This window comes from Nonlabens agnitus (assembly GCF_002994045.1).
Taxonomy (GTDB): Bacteria; Bacteroidota; Bacteroidia; order Flavobacteriales; family Flavobacteriaceae; genus Nonlabens; species Nonlabens agnitus.
In genome coordinates, this window is sequence record NZ_MQUC01000003.1 from 1263600 (window position 1) to 1284412 (window position 20813).

At 40.2% G+C, this 20813-nt stretch carries 18 protein-coding genes; 15 read left to right on the forward strand and 3 right to left on the reverse strand.

The genetic code is table 11. The features are described from left to right. The first annotated feature begins 103 nt into the window (after positions 1-103). Positions 104-1108: a hypothetical protein gene (locus BST86_RS05860; protein WP_105982448.1), complete on the forward strand. Its 1005-nt coding sequence runs from the start codon at positions 104-106 to the stop codon at positions 1106-1108. 254 nt (positions 1109-1362) lie between these two features. Here the strand turns inward: BST86_RS05860 and BST86_RS05865 are convergent, their stop codons facing one another. Next, complete coding sequence (locus BST86_RS05865; protein ID WP_197709222.1) at positions 1363-2502, reverse strand: serine hydrolase domain-containing protein; 1140 nt, start codon at positions 2500-2502, stop codon at positions 1363-1365. Positions 2503-2595: 93 nt separating this feature from the next. On the opposite strand from BST86_RS05865, the gene BST86_RS05870 reads away from it, so the two are divergent. Together BST86_RS05870 and BST86_RS05875 are read left to right on the forward strand one after the other, a co-directional pair. Beyond that, positions 2596-4149 carry an NAD(P)/FAD-dependent oxidoreductase gene (locus tag BST86_RS05870; RefSeq protein WP_105982450.1) on the forward strand — a complete coding sequence of 518 codons (1554 nt, stop codon included), beginning with the start codon at positions 2596-2598 and terminating at the stop codon, positions 4147-4149. A gap of 123 nt (positions 4150-4272) precedes the next feature. Beyond that, the gene (locus BST86_RS05875; RefSeq protein ID WP_105982451.1) at positions 4273-5457 is read left to right on the forward strand and encodes an MFS transporter; all 1185 of its coding nucleotides are present in this window, start codon (positions 4273-4275) and stop codon (positions 5455-5457) included. 10 nt (positions 5458-5467) lie between these two features. Here the strand turns inward: BST86_RS05875 and BST86_RS05880 are convergent, their stop codons facing one another. Continuing rightward, entirely contained in the window at positions 5468-7864 is a 2397-nt protein-coding gene (locus BST86_RS05880; protein WP_105982452.1) for a zinc-dependent metalloprotease, read from the reverse strand. Between the two features lie 77 nt (positions 7865-7941). Between BST86_RS05880 and BST86_RS05885 the strand changes: the two genes are divergently transcribed. Further along, positions 7942-8319 (forward strand): hypothetical protein, encoded by a 378-nt coding sequence (locus BST86_RS05885; protein ID WP_105982453.1) that lies wholly within the window; start codon positions 7942-7944, stop codon positions 8317-8319. On the opposite strand, the gene BST86_RS05890 is transcribed toward BST86_RS05885, so the two are convergent. Further along, positions 8316-9488 (reverse strand): GlmU family protein, encoded by a 1173-nt coding sequence (locus BST86_RS05890; protein WP_105982454.1) that lies wholly within the window; start codon positions 9486-9488, stop codon positions 8316-8318. The two genes, BST86_RS05885 and BST86_RS05890, sit on opposite strands and share 4 nt — an antisense overlap. A 179-nt stretch (positions 9489-9667) precedes the next feature. Here BST86_RS05890 and BST86_RS05895 point away from each other — a divergent pair, with 179 nt between their 5' ends. The 11 genes from BST86_RS05895 to BST86_RS05950 all read left to right on the forward strand — a co-directional run bounded on the left by BST86_RS05895 (position 9668) and on the right by BST86_RS05950 (position 20767). Continuing rightward, positions 9668-9874: a hypothetical protein gene (locus tag BST86_RS05895; RefSeq protein WP_242446473.1), complete on the forward strand. Its 207-nt coding sequence runs from the start codon at positions 9668-9670 to the stop codon at positions 9872-9874. A 17-nt stretch (positions 9875-9891) separates the two neighbouring features. Then, positions 9892-10953, forward strand: coding sequence for a DUF3810 domain-containing protein (locus BST86_RS05900; protein ID WP_105982456.1), 1062 nt, complete (start codon positions 9892-9894; stop codon positions 10951-10953). Between the two features lie 290 nt (positions 10954-11243). Further along, positions 11244-14210, forward strand: coding sequence for an amidohydrolase family protein (locus BST86_RS05905; RefSeq protein WP_105982457.1), 2967 nt, complete (start codon positions 11244-11246; stop codon positions 14208-14210). A gap of 155 nt (positions 14211-14365) precedes the next feature. Next, the gene (locus BST86_RS05910) at positions 14366-15670 is read left to right on the forward strand and encodes an amidohydrolase family protein (RefSeq protein WP_105982458.1); all 1305 of its coding nucleotides are present in this window, start codon (positions 14366-14368) and stop codon (positions 15668-15670) included. A 274-nt stretch (positions 15671-15944) separates the two neighbouring features. Beyond that, complete coding sequence (locus BST86_RS05915; protein ID WP_105982459.1) at positions 15945-16760, forward strand: hypothetical protein; 816 nt, start codon at positions 15945-15947, stop codon at positions 16758-16760. A 48-nt stretch (positions 16761-16808) separates the two neighbouring features. After that, positions 16809-17612, forward strand: coding sequence for a CFI-box-CTERM domain-containing protein (locus tag BST86_RS05920; RefSeq protein WP_105982460.1), 804 nt, complete (start codon positions 16809-16811; stop codon positions 17610-17612). 451 nt (positions 17613-18063) lie between these two features. Next, positions 18064-18366 (forward strand): DUF6368 family protein, encoded by a 303-nt coding sequence (locus tag BST86_RS05930; RefSeq protein ID WP_262497932.1) that lies wholly within the window; start codon positions 18064-18066, stop codon positions 18364-18366. Between the two features lie 157 nt (positions 18367-18523). Next, entirely contained in the window at positions 18524-19021 is a 498-nt protein-coding gene (locus BST86_RS05935; RefSeq protein WP_105982463.1) for a hypothetical protein, read from the forward strand. A 286-nt stretch (positions 19022-19307) separates the two neighbouring features. Continuing rightward, positions 19308-19547 (forward strand): hypothetical protein, encoded by a 240-nt coding sequence (locus BST86_RS05940; protein ID WP_105982464.1) that lies wholly within the window; start codon positions 19308-19310, stop codon positions 19545-19547. 281 nt (positions 19548-19828) lie between these two features. Continuing rightward, entirely contained in the window at positions 19829-20254 is a 426-nt protein-coding gene (locus BST86_RS05945; RefSeq protein WP_105982465.1) for a S1 RNA-binding domain-containing protein, read from the forward strand. A 48-nt stretch (positions 20255-20302) separates the two neighbouring features. Then, positions 20303-20767: an META domain-containing protein gene (locus BST86_RS05950; RefSeq protein WP_242446474.1), complete on the forward strand. Its 465-nt coding sequence runs from the start codon at positions 20303-20305 to the stop codon at positions 20765-20767. Positions 20768-20813 lie beyond the last annotated feature (46 nt).

Below are 20813 nucleotides of genomic sequence, written 5' to 3' on the forward strand. Positions count from 1 at the left end.
GATTCATGTGAAAAGCAACTAGATAAAATAAATAGTATTTAAATTATTATTAACTGTGTGCAAATTGCGTAAAGCATAATATATTTGATTTCAACCGATAATTATGCGAACCACTGCCGTTCTTTTTACCTTACTTTTCTGGATCTCACCATTGTGGGCACAGCAAGATGAAGTTATAACAGATAGTACATCAATTGCGTTCATAGCCTATTGGTCTATTGGAGACAGTTATGATTATAAAATTTCCAAGGTAGAGACTAATTGGCAAAATAATTTAGAACAATCTAAAGACTCCACATCATATCTGGCCAATTTTAAAGTCGTGGATAGTACAGCCACAAGTTACACGATAGACTGGACACACAAAAAAACATTAGTAGAAGATTCATCATTCAATTTTATTAATGCGCTGAATGACAATGATTCAGTGTGGAACGAAATCGAAAAGCTCAATTTTAATAATGTAAAATATACTACCAATGAATTGGGAGTCTTTACCGGGATCGTCAATTGGAAGGAGATAAGCGAAGGACTCAAAATTATCTGGGATGAAATAATACGAATGTTGAAAGAAAAATATCCCAATAAGTTTAATATGGTGGAATCACAATTGCAACAATACTTAATGGCATTTACTTCAAAAGAAGGGATAGAGCAATTCTTAGTGCCAGAGTTGCAGTATTTCCATTTCCCTTTGGGAGTACAGTTTGAAACAGATGTACCCATCATGTACGAAGATGAAGTAGATCATCACCTGACAAATACTAAGATTAAGGCTGATGCCACAATAACCTTTGAAGAGGTAGATACAAAAAACGGTTTTTGCATCCTGCGCCAGGAGTCGCGTCTCAATCCTCAAGATATAGGTCGTGTTTTAGAAATATTACTGGACAAAAATAATGTTCCCGAACACGACCGCGACGGGATAGATCTCAAAATTTTCGATAATAATTATTATCAATATTTTTACAATCCTGGCGTGCCAGAGTACATATATATCAGTAGAACGTCATCATCAGCTTATAATGATGTAAGTAAGCAAAAGCTTGTTGAGCATTACATAGAGTTACAATATGACGATAATGGAGATCCATATATCTCTTATTAGGTCGCTTTCACTAAATTGAAATTCCCACAATTACTAATTTTGAAATATTTAGATTTAACCACCTAAAATATAAATTTTACAAGGGTAAATGTGTCTTAATAAAAATCATTGATCCACGTGGCTTTAAATTTTAAATAAATACCGCGATTGCTATTCTCGTCTGGACTGTGATATCTTTCAGAGTTTATATCATGATAAAATATCAAGATCAAGGAAATCGCAAGAAAAGAATTCTTCAGAAACTCGGCCAATTATCACAAAGTAGCATTCAATAATTTCATGAACGCACCAATCTTACTGGGCTCAAGCCACCTGGTGACAACCACTAGGTCATTCTTACGATCTACCACGATAAAATTCCCGCCAAAACCAGCGGCATAAAACACCTCTTTATCCACGCCATCCCATTGTCGTTTGCCATCTGCATTGAGCCACCACATAAAACCGTAATTAGGCTCTGGTGTGGAAGAAGTTGTGGCCATCTTTATCCATTCTTTGGAGATCAGTTGTTCGTTCTTCCACTTACCGTTATTGGAAAACAGTAAACCAAATCGCGCCATATCTTCAGTATTGATAAACAAACCAGCACCGCTGTGGCCTCCGCCAGTAACGCTCTTCATTTGCAGACCGTCGATCGTTTCCCATGCGTCATCATAACCGTACCAGCGCCAGGATCTAGAAGCGCCTATCTTGTCCATAATTCTGTTTCTTAGCACAAGTGGCAGCGGCTCTCTTAAAACTTGTAGTAAACTATAGGCCAGCACATTGACACGCACATCGTTGTATTCCATGACGGTACCAGGCGTGGCAGGCGCTGCATATTGCCAGTCATCCACATCACCATCTCGTGGTGGCCGGTCTGCCCAGTCCTTACCGCCATACAAGGTTCCTTGCCAGGCGCTATTTTGCTGTAATAATTGTCTCCATGTGATTTGGGAATTATGCCTTCCCGCAAAGGTGCCGTCCCATACATAATCAGCTACCGTGTTATTGACATTTTTGATCAATCCATCATCCACAGCGAGTCCAGCAACCGTGGATAGGAAACTTTTGGTCACTGAAAATGTCATGTCTACACGCTTAGTGTCGCCCCAACTTGCTACCAATTTCCCATTCTTTAGAATCATGCCGGCAGGACCGCCACGTTTTTTGGTAGGACCTAAAATCTCATGGAATGGTTCTGATTTAAAACCGTCCAAAATGGCAATGCGCAAGTCCCTAGAGCCTGAATATTCGTTCGCTTTCGCGAAAGCGATAACATCATCCAGCTTTTCTGGATCCATTCCAGCATCTTGAACTGAGATTTGCTGCCAGATAGCATGACGCTCTGGAAAATAGGTTTGCTGGGCACTGGTACCAATGGCCATAAGCATAAAAAGGAAAGTTGATTTCATAATCTTAAAAATAAGGTTTGTGTCAGAATATCTAGACATCTGAAATCGCCTGAATGCAAACTTTATCCACCGCTTTATCCATAAATTTGCGCCATGATCAAAGAGATACAACTGCGCGTCACATTGCCTGAAGAACAACAGGATCCTGATATCAAAAAAAGAGCTGCGGCTTTTTTAGATGAGGATGTATCCAATATTACTGGTGTCGTCATATTGCGCAAGTCTATTGATGCGCGTAAAAAAATCGTTGTATTCAATTACAAACTAGCGGTTTACATTAATGAAGAGCTTCCTAAGGAATCTGAGTATCACTTTGATTATAAAGATGTTTCCAGTGCAAGCGAAATTCATATCATAGGCTTTGGACCTGCAGGAATGTATGCCGCTTTGCGTTGCATTGAGTTGGGTTACAAACCTGTGGTGCTGGAACGTGGCAAGGATGTTCAAAAACGCCGGCGCGACATCAAGGCCATCAATCAAGATCATGTCGTCAATGGTGATTCCAACTATTGTTTTGGAGAAGGTGGCGCTGGAACCTATAGTGATGGCAAGCTCTACACGCGCAGTTTAAAACGCGGTGATGTGAGACGCATCTTTGAAAATCTAGTGTTTCACGGTGCGACCAATGAGATATTGGTAGATGCCCATCCACATATAGGAACGAACAAGCTACCTAAAATTATCAAGCGCATTAGGGAAACCATATTGAATTACGGTGGTGAGATACATTTTGAAACCAAGGTAACTGATTTTGTCATCCAAAAGGATCACATCAAAACTTTGATTCTAGACGATAATCGTGAAATGAAAGTGGAGAAAGTTATTCTCGCCACAGGCCATTCTGCTCGCGATATTTTTGAATTACTGCATAAAAAAAATATTGCTATTGAGGCAAAGTCGTTTGCAATGGGCGTGCGTGTGGAACATCCACAACACATTATCGACTCCATACAATACAACTGCGGTATGGAGCGGCCGGACTTATTGCCAGCAGCGGCCTACAGCCTTGTCCAACAAGTAAAAGGCCGTGGTGTTTACTCCTTTTGTATGTGTCCCGGTGGATTTATCGTCCCAGCAGCTACTGAAGCTGGAGAGGTAGTCGTTAACGGTATGTCACCATCAAGAAGAAATAACAAGTTTGCCAACTCTGGTATTGTCGTAGAAATAAATGCCGATGAAGATTTGAGGTCCTTTGCGCATCATGGTGCGCTTGCTGGTCTTGAGTTTCAAAAAAGTCTGGAACGCACATCCTTCACGGCTGGTGGGAGAACCCAAACCGCACCTGCACAACGATTGACGGACTTTGTTGATGGTAAACTCTCGCCTCAACTTAATGAAAGTTCATATCAGCCAGGATTAGTCAGTGCGCCCTTACATAGTTTATTACCCAAACATTTAGGCAGCCGATTGCGTAAAGGTTTTGAAGCCTTTGGACATAAAATGCATGGTTACAATACTAACGAAGCCAATATTGTAGGAGTAGAATCCAGAACTTCTTCACCGGTCAAAATTCCTAGAAATGACACTCTGGAGCATCCACAGATTTCCAATCTCTTTCCTTGTGGTGAAGGTGGTGGATATGCCGGTGGTATTGTAAGCGCCGCCATGGATGGTGAACGATGCGCAGAAGCTGCCATTCAACGCTAGGATTTTATGTACAATAACAAAGTAAATTCTTGTCGAAGGCAGGAAAAACAGAACAGAGTAGTAAATTCTTTTTCACTAAATCTTACCACTACCAAAGCATAAAAGCACGCAACTTTGCAGGCTATGAATCAAAACGTAACTGCAGAACCTAAACTAAGCAATACCGTTCTTTACTTAATGAGTATTTCTGCCGGTCTCGTGGTGGCAAATATTTATTACAATCAGCCGCTGTTGAATTTGATATCGCAAAATTTAGGCGTTTCTCAGGCTTCAGCTAGTAACGTGGCATTAGCCACACAGTTGGGTTATGCGGCAGGATTACTGATCATCATTCCTTTAGGCGACAAATTTTCCAACAAGCTCATTCTAAAATACGACTTTCTCATTTTAGTGATTTCCTTATTGGTTACCGCTGTTGCTAGCAATATCTACATTCTTATTGCTAGCAGCTTTGTCATAGGATTTGCTTCTGTGATTCCGCAATTGTTTGTTCCCATGGCGGCACGGTTGTCGGAAGAAGCCCATCGTGGCCGTGCCATAGGCATCGTTATGAGCGGTTTGCTCATCGGGATACTGGCCAGCCGTACTATTAGTGGTGTTGTCGGTGAATATTTTGGATGGCGAGCCATCTTTTACATCGCCGCTGGTTTGATGGTTTTGCTTTTTATTCTCCTGCACTTTAAGCTCCCAAAATTAAATCCAACCTATGAAGGAAGCTATCTAAGCTTATTCAGATCCATCGCTCATTATTTCAAGACAGAGCCAACCGTACGCGTTGCCGCCTTACGCGGCGGCCTAGGTTTTGCCGCAATAAGTGTCTTTTGGACCACCTTGGTATTCCTGCTGGAAGACTCTTTTGGATACGGCAGTGATGTTGCTGGGTATTTTGGGCTCATAGGTGTTGTAGGCGCCATGGGTGCCACAGTAACTGGTAAGTTGAACGATACCATGAATAAGTATTACATCATCTTATCGGCAAGTATTATTCTATTGATTTCTTGGATACTGTTTTATTTCTCTGGTAATTCTATCCTAGGATTGATTATAGGCGTAGTACTAATCGATCTTGGAATGCAAGCCCTGCATATTACCAATCAGAATATCATTTTCTCAAAAAACAAAGACGCTAGAAACAGAATCAATACCATTTATATGGTAGGGTTTTTTGTGGGTGGTGCGTTGGGAACCTTATGTGCTTCCATCGCATGGGACAACTATGGCTGGCCAGGTGTTTCTGTTTTAGGGATTGTGCTTTGCGCTGCCATTCTGGGAACTCAACTTGTTTGGGGCAGGAATGACGATAAATAATTTATAGTGATTACATACCACAACTCCCTATAGGACTACCGTCAGGAATATCCATCACTGGAATCGCCTTGATGTTTTCGGGATGGTCTTGCGCAGTCTTTATCATGTCGTGCAAAACTACATCGTGATCATCTTTGGAACCCAGCAGGCGACTGTTAATAGCATCGATTTGTTTCTTGACTTTTGACTCCACATTAAGATTCAGCTGGCTGGAATTATTTGCTATCAAAAGTTTACTCAGATACAGTTCCTGTAAACGTCTGGCAATTAAAATTTCATAATCACCAGAAGTTTTAGCATCAAATATCTGATCCGTTAATTGGTTCATCATGTCACCTAATTCCAGGTTTTTACCATAAATACCTTGTTGTGCGATTCTATTCAATCGGGTAGCGTTAAGCATGAAGTCTATAGTGACTTCGGCGCTGGTGACAGCTGCGGCAATGGGATCAAAAGCTACTCCAGTCTCTGATTTAAAACTTTCACGATCTCTATTATATCCATAAGCACGTGGAGGAAAATAGGATAATAAATCATCTGGGATTCTAAGGTTTTCTGGTTCTAGCGTTGCCAATAAGGCTTCCAGTGCTGCTACCTGCTCCTTTTTGGAGACGTATTCAAAATTGGCATCACCTTTTATGGCATAAGAATAACGCATGCCTCCTATCACCTTGGATGCAGCCTCTACCTGATAGCGATGCGAAAAATAAACCGGTACAAAAACATCTTCCAAAACACTTAAGGGTTGCCCAGCCGGAATATTATCTAAACCGAATTGCTCCATCGCCACTTTACGAATTTGCATCATACGATTGAGCTCTTCGACGGCGTCCTCGCCGCCATCCCATAGATGCGCATCTGCATGCGCGCCACTAGCCGCTCTTGCATCGCTGTCACTAATGAATTGGAGATTTTCATATTCTGCCTTTTTGATAATTCTCAACAAAAAGTCGTTTTCAGTCTCATTTTCTTCAGGTGTTCCATAAGAATATTGAACAGTCAACTTATCCCATTCGCCTATGCCGGTATCATACGCATCTGCCAAGGAGATTTTACCATTCACCAAGTCATATTTAGGATGCGGATAATCCATCACACTAGATTGATCACTCACGCTTGCCGCGTAGTTATGTGCAAAACCCAACGTGTGACCTACTTCATGAGCACCCAATTGACGTATTCGCGCCAAAGCCATTTTGAGCATTTCTGGAGATTCTTTTCCATTGGCAAAAGGCGCCTCCAACATTCCTTGAGCGAGCATATAGTCCTGGCGTATACGTAAACTACCTAGACTCACGTGTCCTTTGAGGATCTCACCCGTTCGTGGATCTGTGATGGAGCCACCATAACTCCAGCCACGTGTACTGCGGTGTACCCATTGGATCAAATTGTACCTCAGGTCCATAGGATCTGCGTCTGCTGGTAGCATTTTGACCTGAAAGGCATTGAAATAGCCAGCGCTTTCATAGGCCTGATTCCACCAGCTGGCACCTTCCAGCAGCGCACTGCGCACTGGTTCTGGCGTTCCTGGATCCAGATAGTAGATGATAGGCTCTACGGCTTCACTCACAGCTGCCTGCGGATTCTTCTTTTCCAATCTATGTCTGGTGATCCAGCGTTTTTCCATAGGTGTTCCTATAGAGCTGCTATAATCCATATAACTTGTGTAAAATGATCCAGATCGTGGATGAAAGGCTCTAGGTTCAAAACCATCGTCTGGTAATTCCACAAAGCTGTGGTGTTGGATGACTGTGACGCTATTCGCATCTGGCGCCACACTTCGCAAATTGCGACCTTTAGGCTCGCCGGTAAAGGTGAGCATCGCTTCAAACTCAACGTTTTTAGGGAATGCCTTGGTATTTTCCATCCAAAGGGCACTGCGCGATTTATCGATTTTATACGAACCTTCATTACGGGATTTAAGTCGGTCCACTACTCCATGAGCGTCTTCCAGCAAAAATGGTGTCAGGTCGATCGTGTAATTAGTTTCCTTTGCAGTCTTTTCTTTCTTGTCATTTTTGATCTCAAAACCGTAGAGTACAGATCGTGCAAAAGCCTCTTCTACAGACTGGCGCTCTTCATCATTATCTGTAATGGCGCGGTATTTTAGGTTGGGTTGCACGAGCAGCAATTTGTTTCCTGCCTTGACCCATTTCACGACCACTCCATCGCCCAACTGTCCGCGATCCAGACCTATTTCGTTGGATCCCAATCCTGTAGACAAAGAATGGACGTATAAAAACTCCTTGTCCAAATCTTTGACTTCCAGCAGGATGGTTCCCTTGCTATCGTCATAGGTGAAGTCATAAAAGCCTTTAAATTGTTGAGGTGGTTGTTGGGAGTTCGCTTTCGCGAAAGCGAAATTCAAAACCATCAGATAACACGCGAGAGTTGATAGGTATTTCATAATTTTAGACAAAACACCTAAAATAAGGATATTCTAAAAGCTAGATCGTCCCACCACAGATAAATTAAAAATCGATTATGAAGTACGCCTATTTTTTACTAGCGATTGTTTTGACCGTTGCCTGCAATGATGCAGCCGTTGATAATGATGTTGTTGGAGCCTGGAAATTATCAGAATCCATGAGTGACATAGGCGACGGTAACGCCACCTATCGCAAGGTTGAGAGCGACAAAACCCTACTTTTTACTGCTTACGGCACGGTCATCTCCAACCAAAACGTTTGTATAGGAAACAACTTCAAGGAAGGCACTGTCGCAGAATGGAATCCTGATGCCAAGGAATTTAGCCTAGAAGATTGTACCGCTAGCTATGAATTGGATGAAGCAACTGGAGAGTTAACGGTGACCTATCAATGTATAGAAGCTTGCGGTGAGCGCTATGTAAGAGCAGATTAGTCCTTGCGATATTTGCTCGTTTTTTCAAACACAGCGTCCAGAATATCAATATCGATTTGCTCCAGTGATAGACCACGGCGTTTCATGACGACATCGGCCACCTCATAGGCTTTGGATGGTTTGTAAGTCATGGTTCCCTGTGGTCCACCCCAAGAAAAACTCGAGATGAAATTACGTGGATATCCAGCGCCATAGATATTGGCACTTACACCTATCACGGTTCCCGTATTGAACATAGTATTGATGCCACATTTTGAATGGTCGCCCATCACAAGGCCGCAAAACTGCAAGCCGGTTGGTGCAAAGCGACCGGTTTCATAATTCCATAATTTGACTTCGGCATAATTGTTTTTGAGGTTGCTGGTATTGGTATCTGCTCCCAGATTACACCACTCGCCTAGCACACTGTTACCCAAAAATCCTTCATGACCTTTATTGGAATATCCAAAAATCACCGAATTGTTCACCTCGCCACCTATTTTAGAATGTGGTCCAACAGTTGTTGGTCCGTAGACTTTAGTTCCTAATTTGGTTGCGCTATGTTCACACAATGCAAAACCACCGCGTATGATACTGCCTTCCATGACCTCGCTGTCTTTACCTAAATAAATAGGACCTGTAGAGGCATTTAGAATACAAAACTGAGCGACGGCGCCTTCTTCCAGGAATATGTTCTCAGGATTTACTGTCTGAACGCTGTCTGGAATAGCTTGCGATTTTCGACCATTGGTGATCAGGTCAAAGTCAGCTTGAAGTGCTTTTCCGTTTTTAGAGAAAATATCCCAGGTATTAAAGATGCCATCGACTTCTTCATCTGTAAACAAAACCTGAGTGAGCTCTATGGTTGGTGTATGGATTTTTGCTGCCCGGTAGGCAATCACATGATTGCCGCCCATGAGCTTCTGCCCTATTTCTAAATTTAGAATGGCTTGCGTTAACTTTTTGGTTGCAAAGATGTGTCCGGCAACCACGAGGTTATCGTCTGTTTCTGTAAGCGGATATTTAGTTTGTAAATAATCTTCTGTCTGATAACTCACTGGTTGTTCCAGCATCTTTTCCCAACGCTGTGCCATGGTAAGAATCCCGCATCTTATATGAGATGTAGGACGTGTAAAGGTAAATGGCAGTAATGGCGTGTGCAGGTTAAAGTCAGACAGGACGATGTTCATGTAGTAGGTTTTGATTCAAAGGTCGGGAAAAAAGTAAACAGATAGAAAATTGGAATACCAATTGTAGAACAATCCATATCCAAATTCTAAAAAACCACAATCTTATGTTCAAAAATGACCTGTTTACTAAAAGCATGTTAGGTGTTATTGCACTCAATCTATCTATTTTAAGCGCAACAATGCTAAGTAATAATACTCATGCCACCGTGCCTAATCTGCCCGTAAATGAAGACGGCTCTATTAATGTACGTTTATCCAATACAGAGACTATCGATGTAAACATTTCCCGCATAAGCACTATGGATGAGCTGGATGTTAATGTTGAAGAAATAGGTGGCGGCTTTGTTAGACATGGCGGCCCAATACCTGTTAAAATAGAAGATTAAAAAGTAATTTAGCCAGTATGAAAAAATGGCTGCCGCTCTTACTTTCCATCACTTTATTGGTAGTACAAATTATAATGTATCGCGCACTGCGCCACTTTCCAGAAATTGTGGAGCGCTGGTATAGTACGGGCATCTATCCATACATAGGCCGCGCCATGCGTTTTGGATTGGGTTGGATTCCGTTTTCTTTTGGAGATGTTTTTTATGTATTGGTTATTCTGCTCGCCGTTAGGTGGTTGATCGTACATTTTAAAGAGGTTGTGACGCTTTCGCGAAAGCGATATACCCAGCTATTTGTGACTCTTAATGTTGTACTGGCGTTTTTTCATGCAGCTTGGGGTTTGAATTATTACCGTCAACCGCTCCATAAGATTCTGGAACTGGAATCTACCTACACCGATGAGGAATTGCTGAAAGTGACGCGACAACTAGTGTACACGTCAAACGAGCTGCACAAACAACTGCAATCTCAAGATAGTCTAGCGGTTGATTTCAAAAGATCTCAAGCCGATTTATTTGAGCTGGCGCCTTCTGGATTTGAAAATCTAGGATCCGTTGATCCATCATTGACCTATGGACCCAACAGTATAAAAAAATCCTTGCTCACGTTACCGCTCACGTATATGGGCTACAGCGGTTATCTCAATCCCATGACTGGCGAGGCGCAAACCAATGGCTATATCAACAATTACAAAACACCAGTTCTGATTCTGCATGAAATGTCGCATCAATTGGGATTTGCAAAAGAAAATGAGGCCAACTTTATCGCGGTGATTGCGGGTATGAAGCATGTAGATCCATACTTTCAGTACAGTGCGAGTATTTTTGCCTTGCGCTATTGCCTTAACGATTTATACCTTAAAGATCCTGAAGCCTTTGAACTTTTGAGACCCGAAATAACACCTGGGATTTTTAAGAACTATAAAGAACTGGACGATTTCTGGGGGCCGTATGATGACAATGTGATCGAGAAAGTTTCTCAGGCCAGTTACAATACGTATTTACAGGCTAACAATCAGCCAGATGGGATGCGGACGTATTCTTATGTGGTAGCCTTGCTGGTCAATTATTATAAATGATTTCTTGCTTTCTGAAAGGGTGTGGTCTGGAGATTTTCAGGAGTAATAAGGTTTTGCTCAGCTTGAACTGAATTAGTATAAGCTCTTCAATAGAAGGATGCTGAAATAAATTCAGCATGACAGAGATCAAATCAAAAATCTAAAATCATTAATCCACTATCGTCAATCTTCAATGGTAACCGCCATATTCGTTTTGTAGGAAATTCTAACCACGGATTAGTTCACAATGAGATCACCTATTTAATTGTGATCAGATTGCTATCTTTAAAGCTTAAATAAATCATTTATACATGAAAAAAATACTTTTTTCGCTCTTAACGGTGGTGGCTTTTACCGCTACTGCTCAAGAGTATTTCCCAAACAATGATGACATATCTGCCGTGAGTAGTGCCACTAGAGCCATTACAAACGCCACTATCATCACCAGCCCAGGAAAACAGATGGAGAATGCCTCTATTCTCATCAAGGATGGAAAAATCGTTGAAATAGGCAAAAACATCAAGATCCCAGAAGGCACTCTAGTAGAAGATGCTGCAGGAACCTATATCTATCCTTCTTTTGTGGAAGCATATGGAGACTTTGGAATGAAAACTCCAGAAAGAGCATCTCGTGGAGGTCAACAATATGATGAAGGCCGTGAAGGTTTTTACTGGAATGACCATATACGACCAGAGCAGAATGCCATAGATTTTTACGAGTACGACAGTAAGGCCGCCGAAAAAATGATGGAAGCCGGTTACGGTGCGGTTCAAACCCATTTACATGATGGTATTGCAAGAGGTACTGGTATGTTAGTGGCCTTGAATAACAACGGTAATGATTCTGAGCGTATTTTGATCAACAAAAATGGCGCTTACTACTCTTTTGACCGCAGTCGTCAAACGAACCAGTCCTACCCTACTTCGCTTATGGGCACGATGGCGTTGTTGCGCCAGTCGCATTTTGATGCCGACTGGTATGCCAAAGGAAACTCCAAAACCAAAGACCGTTCTCTTGAAGCTTTAAACGCTACCAAGAATCTAGTTCAATATATAGAAGCTGGCGATAAGAAAAATATCTTGAGAGCCGATAAGCTAGGTGACCGTGTTGGTAAACAATTTGTCATTATAGGTGGTGAAGACGCTTATGAAATGGTGGACGATATCAAAGCCACAAACGCACAATTGATCTTACCCATCAATTTTGAAGATGCCTACGACACCACAGATCCTTATCAGGAATGGTACGTGAACCTAGCTGATATGCGCGACTGGAAACAAGGTCCTGCAAATCCTATGATGCTTTCTAAAGCAGGAATCACCTATGCTATCACAACGCACGGTTTGAAATCTCCTGGAGATTTGAATGAAAAATTGATGAAGGCCATTGAGTACGGTCTGACTAAAGAACAAGCACTAGCTTCTTTAACTACCATTCCTGCAAAAATTATCAAAGCAGAAACTATGGTAGGAACCTTGGAAAAAGGAAAACTAGCCAACTTTATAGTAACCAGCGGTGAGCTTTTTAATAAGGACACCAAGATCTTTGAAAACTGGGTACAAGGTTCCAAGCATATCTTAAAAGACCGCAGTGTCATCAATGCAGATGGAAACTACACAGTGCAGATGATGGGAGAAAGCTACTCTTTCGATATCAGTGGCGATGCTAAGAAAATCACCGTCAAACAAGACAGTACAAAATTAGGCAGCAAGATTGCGCGCAATGGTGAATGGATCACAGTAACCACTTCTCAAAAAGATACCAGTGACAAATCCTTCACACGCTGGACCTTAAAACTGACTAATGACACTTCAAGAATCAACGGTAAAGTGTATTTACCTAATGGAACAGAAAGCAGTTTTGTTGCGATAAAATCGGGTGAGGAATCTGAGAAAGATGATGAAGACGAAAAAGAAGAAGATGAGGATGCCATGGCAAATATGGAAATAGGACCTATCACCTATCCTAATGTTGCTTTTGGCTCGACAAAAAAACCAACACAAGAAACTGTTTTGTATAAAAATGCCACGGTCTGGACTAATGAAGATCAAGGTATTGTAGAAAACATGGATGTTTTGGTAAAGAACGGTAAGATCTCAAAAGTAGGTACTAACCTAAGCGCTGGTGGTGCTCGTACGATTGATGCTACCGGCATGCACTTGACTAGTGGTATTATTGATGAGCACTCTCACATAGGTATTGATGGCGGTGTCAATGAAGCTGGCCACAACTCTACGGCTGAAGTTACCATCGAGGACGTCGTCGATCATGAAGACATCAACCTATATCGTGACCTAGCTGGTGGCGTTACCACCTCACAACTATTGCATGGATCTGCTAACCCAATAGGTGGTCGCAGCGCCATCATCAAATTGAAATGGGGTTACAAGCCAGACGAGATGATTTATGACAACTCTCCTAAATTTATCAAGTTCGCTCTAGGCGAAAACGTAAAGCAATCCAGATATGATAACGGTATTCGTTTCCCGCAAACGCGAATGGGTGTCGAACAAGTTTTTGAGGACTACTTTACCAGAGCGCAGGAATACGAAAAAACTCGTGGTACAGATGGCTTTAGATATGATGAAGAAATGGAAACCCTTTCTGAAATCTTGAAAGGCGAACGCTACGTGACCTGTCACTCTTATGTACAGACAGAAATCAACATGATGATGGAAGTAGCAGAACGCTATGGATTTACCTTGAACACGTTCACGCACATCTTGGAAGGCTACAAACTGGCCGATAAAATGGCTGCGCACGGTGCTGGTGGTTCTACCTTTTCTGACTGGTGGGCCTACAAGTACGAGGTGAACGATGCCATACCTTACAACGGTGCCATCATGCATTCTCAAGGCGTTGTAACTGCTTTTAATAGTGATGATGCCGAGATGTCACGCCGCTTGAATCAAGAAGCCGCCAAAGCCGTTAAATATGGTAATGTTAGCGAGGAAGAAGCCTGGAAATTTGTAACACTCAATCCTGCTAAACTCTTACACATCGATGACCGTACTGGTAGTATCAAGGAAGGAAAGGATGCAGACCTTGTGTTGTGGAACAAGCACCCACTAGATGTTCAAGCGAGACCACAAATCACCATGGTGGATGGGATCGTTTTCTTTGACATTGAAAAAGACAAGCAAATGAGAGCTGCCGTCCAGAAAGAGCGTCAGCAATTGTCCAACGAGATGATCATGGCCAAAAATAAGGGACTTAAAACCCAAACTCCTAAACAATCTAAGAAGACTGAATACCACTGTGATACTTTGGAATGGTAAACAGATGAACTTGAACTTGAACTTGAACTCGAACCTGAATTTGAATTTGAATTTGAATTTGAAATATCAAGTTTGGTTTGTTACAAAGAATTACAGGAAATAAAACATATATAGAAATTCTGAATCTGGGAAACTGGATTTGTAAATTATAAAGAATGAAAAAACTAATATATATCGCAAGCTTGCTCGTCGCGGCGACTGGCTTTGCACAACAGGCACCGGCACCCGTGCAAAAAACGGCCGTGCGTATCATGAATGGTACGGCACATTTGGGTAACGGTCAGGTCATTGAGAATTCGGTTATTGAATTTGAAGATGGTAAGTTGACTATTGTTGGTGATGCCACCACTATGAGACTCGCAGCACCTAAAGGCGAAGTGATCGATGCCAGCGGCAAACATATCTATCCAGGAATGATCGCGGCAAACACGACGCTGGGATTGGTAGAGGTTGACGCTGTAGGTGCCAGTGATGACGAGCGTGAGATAGGAACCTACAATCCGCACATACGTAGCATTATCGCCTACAATGCAGAAAGTAAGATCGTAGAAACCATGCGTCCCAACGGGATACTACTGGCACAGATCACACCACGTGGTGGTCGTGTTTCGGGTAAATCCAGTGTGGTGCACATGGACGCTTGGAACTGGGAAGATGCCGCCGTACGCATGGACGATGGTATCCACGTGAACTGGCCGCGCAGCTTTGCCCGTTCTGGTTCCTGGCCCAACTATGGACCTATCGAACCGGCTAAGGATTATGACGAGCAGGTAGAAGAATTACGCCTGTTTCTCAACAAGGCCAAGGCCTATGCCAAAACTAAAAATCCAGACAATGTGGATTTAAAACTACAGGCGATGGGAACGGCCATGGCAGGAACGACTAATATGTACGTTCATGTGAGTGGTGAGAAAGCGGTGATTGACGTTCTCGCTTTCGCGAAAGCGAACAACCTGACCAACAATCTCGTACTGGTAGGCGCAGAAGGATCTGAAAAGATCGCCAAAGACATCGCTGCCGCTGGCGTGCCTGTACTTGCCGCACGTGTGCACAGCTTGCCGTCCAGAGACGATGAGGATTATGACATGCCGTACAAATTCCCGAAGCTGCTGGCCGATGCTGGTGTTTTGGTAGGTCTGGAAAACTCAGGTAGCATGGAACGCCACCAGGTGCGTAACGTGCCTTTTTATGCGGGCACCGTCGCGGGTTTTGGGCTGGATATCGAGAAGGCGTTGATGATGGTGACGCTGAATCCCGCCAAGATTTTGGGCATTGATAAGGAGTACGGCTCGCTGGAACAAGGCAAGAGCGCGACCCTATTTATCTCTGAAGGCAATGCGCTGGACATGAGAACCAATAAGTTGACCAGAGCCTTTATCGATGGTCGTGATGTCTCACTGGACACGCGCCAGAAGGAACTGTATGAACGCTATATGGAGAAATACTCGCGCGAGGATTAAAACAATCCAACTACCCTATTTCAAAAGCCCATTCAAATTGAATGGGCTTTTTTTGGTTGAATAGATGTATAGCTTTCGCTGCTGCAGTAGGAAGAAGTAACTTTCTTAAAAACCGGTATTAAACGTTTAAGATTAAAAAGGTTTCATAACCATCTAAAATATTGGTATGTGCGATTCCCAATAAAAGTTTGGATAACCAACTCATCTGATGATAGTTTGCAATAAAAATTGGTTAGGTTTGTTTATACACTAGTTAGCAAACATTAGAAAAAAAATGATAAGTAGAAAACAATTTGCAGTAATTGACAAAGAAGTTAAAGAAAGTATTGAGGAATCTTTGGACAAACTCAAAACTCAAAATTTAGGCAATTACATTTTATTTTTAGCGGATGCTCAATATGTGGAGAATGATAATGCTGACTTTAATCCTTTTTGCATTGATTATAGAATTGATGGTAAACAAGATTCAACACGAATAGAATTTTTATCAGAATTTCTTACAAATTATTATTCATTTCCAGAAGAAATGCTTTCAACTGACGACAATTCGTATAGAATGAATATCGAGTTGATGGTATACTCTCACGTTTGGGAATCAAAATCGTTTTTGAAAAAGCTATATCGTTTAGCTCACTTAAATAATAATGAGGATTACGACTGGAATGTAAAAGTTCCACCGATGGGAAAGCACGACTTTATAATCGACAAAATACGGAAGGTTTTCAAAAATAATAATTTAAAAATTTGGGAAGTAATAAAAAAAGGATTTCATACTTCATTAAGAAATGCGTTTGCACATTCAGAATATTCATTTGATAGAATGAATGATAACAATCGAATTAACCTATATAATTATGGAGGAAAGAGCTGGGAATTACAGACTATCTCTTTTGACGAATGGAGTTTGAGATTTATTTACAGCGCATTATTTGGATATCATTTTTTAAAAATTATTTTAGATAGAAGATTAAATTTGATAGAAAGAAATGGAACAGATGAGTTTACAATAAAACATCCAAAAAAATCTGAAAATTTCATCGATAGAAAAATAAAATATAGTAAAAACGGAAATGGATTTAGCTTTGTTTAATCACTTTATTACTGAAAATATTAAAATTTAATTGATGAAAAAAAACGTTTGAATAACGAAAATATATATCTATCTGGGAAAACTTTTTCTCAAGGAGATGATGATATGCTTGATGCTATTGCTACATTTGAAGTAGGCGACCATCATCAAGCACAAGTTTATTACGATTCTGGAATTCCAGAATTTGATAAGTTATTTTACCCTGAAGGATACATAAAATTAGGATATGTCTGTCAACTTTTAGCGAGTATTGATGGAATAACTTTATATTTTAGTAAAAAAGTAAGAGATGAAACTCGTGAACTTGCTGGTGCACATATACATCGTACGAATATTTTAGATTACGAAACTGAAGAAAATAATAATTTGGTATTTGTAAAAGAAGAGTTTCTAAAACATAAAGCAAAACTTTTAGGAAAGAGTGCTTTCGGTTTAGTTGGCTCTTTGACTGGACATATCGCAGATGAATTTACGGTTGTAAATACCGAAGAATATGAAGGCCACAAATTAACTTTAAATTACGAGAATGAACAAGGTGCTGTACAAAAGCTAGTATTGTACTGTTCAAGCGAGTTTTTACCTAACATTACCTTGTTCCTCAATACATATTGGAAGTCAGCATTGCCAAAAGAATTGATAGAGTCGCAAAATTCATCAAATAATTCAAACTGTTTTATAGCAACAGCCTGTTATAAAGATTTATATTCAGAAGAAGTCATAGCTTTCAGAAAATATCGTGATGAAGAATTGAAAAAATCAATGTGGGGTAGAGCTTTTATTAGATTATATTATAAATTAAGTCCGTTAGTTTTAAATTTATATATAAAAATGATAAAGTCTCAAAACTTATAAAAGTAGGTTTAGATAAAATCTATAGGAACTTAAGTAAATAAAAAAGTATCGATAAAAACGTTTGCTAACAAAGTATATAGCTCATAGCTAGGTAGTTGTTTAATCGAAGTTCAAGCATATTTGCAAAATAAAAGTTTAACCGAACAATAATCGCTAATTTACACGCTACGAGCCATATACAAGACCGTTACCACACATTTGAGAAAAATGCAATGGGAGGATTTACAAATCTGATTTATTTCAAAAATTACTTATCTGAACAATCAAAAAGTCAGATTAAAGAAACTATTGAATCCTGTGGAGAGTTTGAATTGGAAAATGACTTGGAATACGATATAAGTGTTGAAAATAATGGAGAAGATTACCATTTCCGAATTTATTACTCGGATGCGGAACAGGACGTGGAGTTTGACTCGGAATCAAAAGCTGAATTTGAAAAAAAGCTTGGTTTATTCCAAAATGTTATATCGGATTTATGGCTTGGACCAACCAAAAATTCGGACATAAATTTATTGCGGAAGTGATGTCCAAAGTAATGGAAATTGAAAACGGATTTGTGGATTTTTCGACAGCAATTGACCCTGATTTTACGAAAAACAAAGAGAAAATAAGAACGTTGGTATCAAAAGTTGGCGGAAAAATAATGGAATTAGAATATAAAACTGGAAATGACCAAATTTGGTTCACACATTTGACTGACAAAGAATTTTTAAACAACTGGATTGAACATAAAAAGTTCTACATACCGAAATAAAAAACGCGTAGCAAAAATATATAACCGCAATTACGGCGGATTCGATTATGTCCGAATCCACTCGGAATTGCTAACGACTATGCTAAACCAAAAATTTACGCATATTAATCCGTAACTGAAGGTTATATTAGACCGATAGGCAACATTTGAAGGACCATTGAGAAAACTGAAAGGCATATTAATAATCATTGCAATTATTATCATAGGAATTCCACTATTTATTCTGGCTATTCCGTTTATGGTAGCTATTATCCCGATTGGACATTTTCAGCGAAAAAAGTTTGAAAAGAAATATGCAGTGTTTCTAAATAAAAACAACGGGAAGAATTTCTTCTGCTACAATAACAGAAAGTACTCAAAACAATATATTGAGGATGATATTATACCAAATCTTAATGACGGAATTGAAATCTTATACCTGAACGGGAGAAAGATTGAGTCTGAATATAATTCGGAATTTATTTCTGAAGCATTATACGGATTAAAACACTACAATAAATTTCCTCATTTAATGAAAATTAGAAATGGAAAGCTAATTGACAAATCAATAAATAATCCATTTTATGGAGTGTTGAATATGAATAAATCGAAAAGTGAACTGTTGAATAAAATCAATGAATTTTTCGAACTGGATAAAATAAAAAACGTTGCCTAACAATGGCAATAAGTAATGGCGCTGTTCTTGCCTACTTCTGAAAATCCTCGAGTCTTTTTACTTTGGCACATATTACCAAAGGCAAAAGCCAAACCTCAAAGCTGTACCTAGCCTAAGTAATTTTAGAAAATGCAGGAATAGTGATGAAACTCCTCAGTCCATCAACACTTAAAAATACTTCACTTCGCTTTTTAAAAATTATAAATTGATTTAAAGAAAGTAACGGCCTCAACTAGTTGTACATTCACAAATCACTAGTTAGAAACACTTTCCTAAATCAATCCGCATGAAATCAGCCTGGAGTAAATTACACTTGACTTTAAAGATTGGATTGCTGCTATTTATTTTTGGGGTTGGTCCATTACTCATTCTTTTATTACTGGACGCTTTACATCTCGTAGAAGCTAGAAATGCGGTAGGATTCGGGATTTTAGCATTCGTTAGTTTGTATCCATCCTTAATTCTGATTCTCATAGGTGGAATTTTGACCTTTCGCAAAAGACGTAAGGCAAAACTGCTTTCCTAGTTGCGTTCTTTATTGGAAATGAAAATCAATCTTGCATTTTTAAAATTGAGGCGCGTTTAAGTTAAGAACTTAAAAGCCTTTCCAATAATTCCATCAATGGCTTGAATGTAGGAATCTATTTCCTGGAAATCATCGATAATCGTGAGCCCAACATCTTCTTTAAATTTTTAAAGAATTAGCAGCGCTCCGTTCCAGCAGCAAAGTAATTATGTTCCTTTTATCACATTCTTGAAAGGGATTGGCTAACTTTCGCATTTCATTAAAGTTCTAAATTTTACTCGATGAATCTAAAGCCAGGAGACAAGGTCAACCTTCTTATTGAACGAGAGACACCACTAGGTTTCACCGTACTAATAGAAAATGAATTTGAGGGACTCGTCTATCACGACGACGTATTCATTGAGCTGGAAGAAGGTATGGAAGGCATAGGTTTTATCAAAAACATACGTGAAGACGGTAAGATTGACGTCACCTTGAGACCGCAAGGTTATGTAAACGTGATTGAAACCGACTCTGAAACCATACTGGAAACCCTACGCGAAAGCCCATCTGGTGCCATCATGATAACAGATAAGAGCTCGCCAGATCAAATACGCCATGAGTTCAACATGAGTAAAAAGTCCTTTAAAAAAGCCGTAGGGAATCTATACAAGCATAAACTCATCAACATTTTGGACGACCGCATTGAGCTGTTAGTGAAACAATAAGAAGAGTAAATTTTCGTTTCAGTGGAACCTAACCCTAAAAACGAAGTGATGAAATCTTTCAAAACCAATTTTCCTGCAGTATTCCTTTTTGGAATCAGTTTATTTATTTTTTCATGTTCCTCTGATGATGATAATCCTAACAATCTCACAATCCAAAATAAGATTAGGGCTAATGTAGGTATTGGAACCTGGAGAATTACCAGCTTTATCGATTCGGGTACCGATGAAACCAGCGATTTCACTGGCTATAATTTTACCTTTAATGCAAATGGTGTTTTAAATGCCACTAACGGCGTCAATTCCTATGATGGAACTTGGAGCGTGGAAAGCAGCAATAGCAGCGATGACAGTCCAGATGATCTTGACTTCAACATCAATTTCACTGTAATGAACGATTTTGAAGACCTAAGTGACGACTGGGATATTATTTCGCAGAGTTCCACTAAAATTGAACTTATTGACATCAGTGGTGGAAACGGCGGTACAGATCTTCTCACGTTTGAGAGGAACTAAGCCTGATTATTCCTTGATTTTTGATAATTCGCTTTCGCGCCTGCCT